The sequence below is a fragment of the Variovorax sp. P4_D9 genome, assembly GCF_056401695.1.
This window is the reverse complement of sequence record NZ_JBFUIU010001010.1, coordinates 1-2,821: the sequence shown is the minus strand read 5'-3', so window position 1 is coordinate 2,821 and position 2,821 is coordinate 1. Positions and strand designations below refer to the sequence as shown.

The following is a 2,821-nucleotide window of genomic DNA, read 5'->3' as shown; positions in this document are numbered from 1 at the left end:
GGTGCCAGGCCGTCTCAGCGTCCTGTGGAAGATGGTCAGCCCACGCCGCTACACCGACCGCGGCTACATGCGCCGGGTCGCGCCCGACATCTACGGCGGCGAACTGCGACGGAGCCCGCAGGCCATCGAGCTCTTCGCCCGGCACGCGCGCGGCGGCGATCCGCGCGGCTACCGCTACCAGATGTTCGCCATGCTGGGCTGGAGCAGCCTCCCCTGGCTCTGGCGCATCCACCACCGCACGCTGATCCTGGTTGGCAATGACGATCCAATCGTGCCGCTGATCAACGGGCGGATCCAGGCCTTGCTGATGCGCAATGCGCGGCTGCATGTGGTGAACGACGGCCACCTGTTCCTGCTGACGGACGCGCATCGCGTGGCGCCGGTCATACGAGATTTTCTTGCCGATCGCAGCAAGTAGACGCAAGGGAGGCTGGTCAGGCGCGACTCGAATGAGTCACGGAAAAACTCTCGATCTCCGAAATTTTCGGCAGCTCGAGTGCAATCCTTCCAAGGGCGTTGGCACGCGCTACCGAATCCGCAATGATCAAGCACTGCAACTCGAATCCACTTTTGCCGTAGGCGATCTTGATGCTGTCCGGTGGAATGCTAAGCCCCCGCTCGGCCAGGAAGTGATGTATTTCCTCGGTACGGATTTCGTATCCCTCACGAAACCTCAGCGTCGCTGCAATGGCGCCATGCGCCGGGAGCCTGTGTTCGAGTCTCGGGATCACGGCCATGCACAGCACGAACAGCAGCGCCAGCCCGAGCGCTGGGAGATAAAACCCAACGCCAACCAAAATACCAATCGCCGAGGTGCCCCAGATCGAAGCGGCTGTTGTCAGGCCACGCACGTTGAGACCGCTCTGGACGATGATGCCCGCGCCCAGGAATCCGATGCCCGTAAGAATGCTGCCGATCACACGCGTCGGATCTCCTCCAGCTGCTTCGTGTGAAGTCCCCCAATACCAAAGCGAAGGATATCCGGCCAACAGCGTGACGGCACAGGAAGTCGTGCAGACCAGACAGTAGACCTGGGTCCCTGCCGCACGCCCGCTGAAAAACCGTTCATAGCCCACGAACCAGCCAAGCACCAGTGCAAGGCTCATATGGGCCACCATCGAGACTGCGGGACCGGAATTTGACAACATATGCAATAAAAGCAGTCTCTTCTTTGAAGCCGCGACGCGGCATCCCCCGATTGGGTGGCGCACTCGCGCTGTTTTTCGTGGGCGCCCAGGCCAGCAAGGTCAGAAGTTTCCGGTGCCCCGTACGGGGGATAGGTCGACCACACCCGCGCGGGCAGACTAGACATGAGAGCCATGGCGATCGGCGATGAGCGCGTTGGTCAACCCTTGCCGCAAGAGCTCATTGTCACTTCAAGCCAAGGAGGCCCGTTCATGAGCAAATCCGTTTCAGAAGTCATCGTGGAAACGCTATGCGAAGCGGGGGTCGCCCATTGCTACGGAATCGTCGGGGACACGCTGAACCGGATCGCACACGAGATCGCGAAGAGCGACATCGAATGGGTTCACATGCGGCATGAGGAAGCGGGAGCCTTCGCTGCACAAGCCGAATCGTTGGTCACGGGAAGATTGACGGCGATCGCCGGAAGCTGCGGACCCGGTAGCCTTCATTTCATCAACGGCGTCTTCGAGGCCAACCGAAACCGCGCCCCCGTGATTCTGATTGCGAGCCAGGTGACTCGGGAAGAGCTTGGCATTGACTTCATCCAGGAGGTAGACCTCAAGCAGGTCTATCAGGGATGCAGTGTCTACTGCGAAATGATCATGACGCCTGACCAGGCACGCCGCAAAACGGTGGCCGCCTGCCAGGCCGCCCTCGCGAAGAGGGGTGTGGCGGTACTGATCGTGCCAGTCGACGTTTCACAAGCGAACTGCCAAGACAGCACGCCGTTTTCGCTGCATGTTCCAAGGAGCGTCGTCCTGCCCAACGATGGGGATCTTGACCGCATGGCGAAGATCCTCAACGATGGCAAGAAGGTCGTGATCTACGGCGGGTCCGGATGCCAGGACGCCCTTGAGCAGGTCCTGCGGGTTGCCGATCGGATCAAGTGCCCCGTCGCCCACACGTCTCGGGCCAAGGAATTTCTAGAGCCGCATAACCTATACAACATCGGCATGACCGGAATCATCGGAACAGAGGCGGGCTACCACGCGATCATGGAGTGTGACACTCTTCTCTTGTTGGGCGCGGATTTCGCCTGGCTGCAGTAATATCCATCGAATGCGAAGATCGTTCAGGTTGATATCGACCCGACACATCTTGGGCGCCGACATCCAATTAACCTGGGCGTGGTTGGCGATATCAAGCCAACCCTTGAAGCGCTGCTTCCGCGCTTGAAAGAGCGGGATGAGGCGTCGTTTCGAGACGACTACGCGGCGCGCCACGCGGCCGATATGTCTTCCATGCGCGCCGAGGCCGTACCGGGTCGCGATGGCAGTATCCCAGGTACGTATCTCACGCGATTGATCGACCAATACGCCGATGACGACACCCTTTTCGCTTCCGACGACAGTACATCAACGGCATTTCGACTGCTTCGCATGAACGGAAAGCGCAGACTCTTCGCCAGCCTGCTGCACGGCAGCATGGCGGAACGCGATGYCATCGGCCATCGGCATGCAGAAGAGTCAGCCAGGTCGGCAGGTCATTTGCATGTGTGGCGACGGCGGCATCTCGATGCTGTTCGGCGATCTCATGACGACCGTGCAGGAGAACATCCCTTTCAAGATTGCCGTCTACGACAACAGCAAGCTCGGGTTCGTCGAGATGGAACAGCGCGCCGAGGGCATGGTCAATC

2 protein-coding genes and 2 pseudogenes are annotated in these 2,821 nt (G+C 60.1%); 3 read left to right on the top strand and 1 reads right to left on the bottom strand.

Annotated elements, in window-relative coordinates; all coding sequences use genetic code 11:
• Window positions 1-418 (top strand): annotated as a pseudogene (locus AC1DY5_RS50030) (poly(3-hydroxyalkanoate) depolymerase); the annotation flags it as partial.
• A 16-nt stretch (window positions 419-434) separates the two neighbouring features.
• Here AC1DY5_RS50030 and AC1DY5_RS50025 read toward each other — a convergent pair.
• Complete coding sequence (locus AC1DY5_RS50025; RefSeq protein ID WP_478121742.1) at window positions 435-1,106, bottom strand: MgtC/SapB family protein; 672 nt, start codon at window positions 1,104-1,106, stop codon at window positions 435-437.
• A 204-nt stretch (window positions 1,107-1,310) separates the two neighbouring features.
• Here AC1DY5_RS50025 and AC1DY5_RS50020 point away from each other — a divergent pair.
• Window positions 1,311-2,288, top strand: a pseudogene (locus AC1DY5_RS50020) (thiamine pyrophosphate-binding protein); the annotation flags it as partial.
• Window positions 2,289-2,622: 334 nt separating this feature from the next.
• Window positions 2,623-2,821 (top strand): thiamine pyrophosphate-dependent enzyme (locus AC1DY5_RS50015; RefSeq protein WP_478121743.1); only part of this gene is annotated, 199 nt, incomplete at its 3' end.